The following is a 321-nucleotide window of genomic DNA, read 5'->3' as shown; positions in this document are numbered from 1 at the left end:
AGGGGTCGGGGGACGCGGTCGCGGTCGCGTGGGAGGACGAGGCCGCCACGGACGGGGCGGCGGAGGGCAGTTCAGCAGCCGGCCCGGGGGCCGGGCCGGTGGTCGGAAGCGGTGAAGCCGCCCCCCTGTGGATGCCCGGCTGGGCCCGCGGCATGGGCGGTGGTCTGCCGGCCCACGGTCTGCTCGCGCGGCGGACTCCGCCGTGGGTCAGGGCCCAGCCGAGCGGGCTGACCGGGCAGTGGACGGGCGGGGATTACTCCAGGCCCGCGTTCGCCGACGTGGCGGCGGCGGTGGCAGTGAGCGGTGGCGGTCCCCGCGCGC

1 pseudogene is annotated in these 321 nt (G+C 79.4%); it reads left to right on the top strand.

Features of this window, described 5'->3' with window-relative positions:
* Positions 1 to 321 (top strand): annotated as a pseudogene (locus AB8Z75_RS35350) (hypothetical protein); the annotation flags it as partial.

Source organism: Streptomyces sp. PU-14G (assembly GCF_041028275.1).
Classification (GTDB): domain Bacteria; phylum Actinomycetota; class Actinomycetes; order Streptomycetales; family Streptomycetaceae; genus Streptomyces.
The sequence above is the reverse complement of the archived record's forward strand: the minus strand, read 5'-3'. Positions and strand labels throughout refer to the sequence as shown.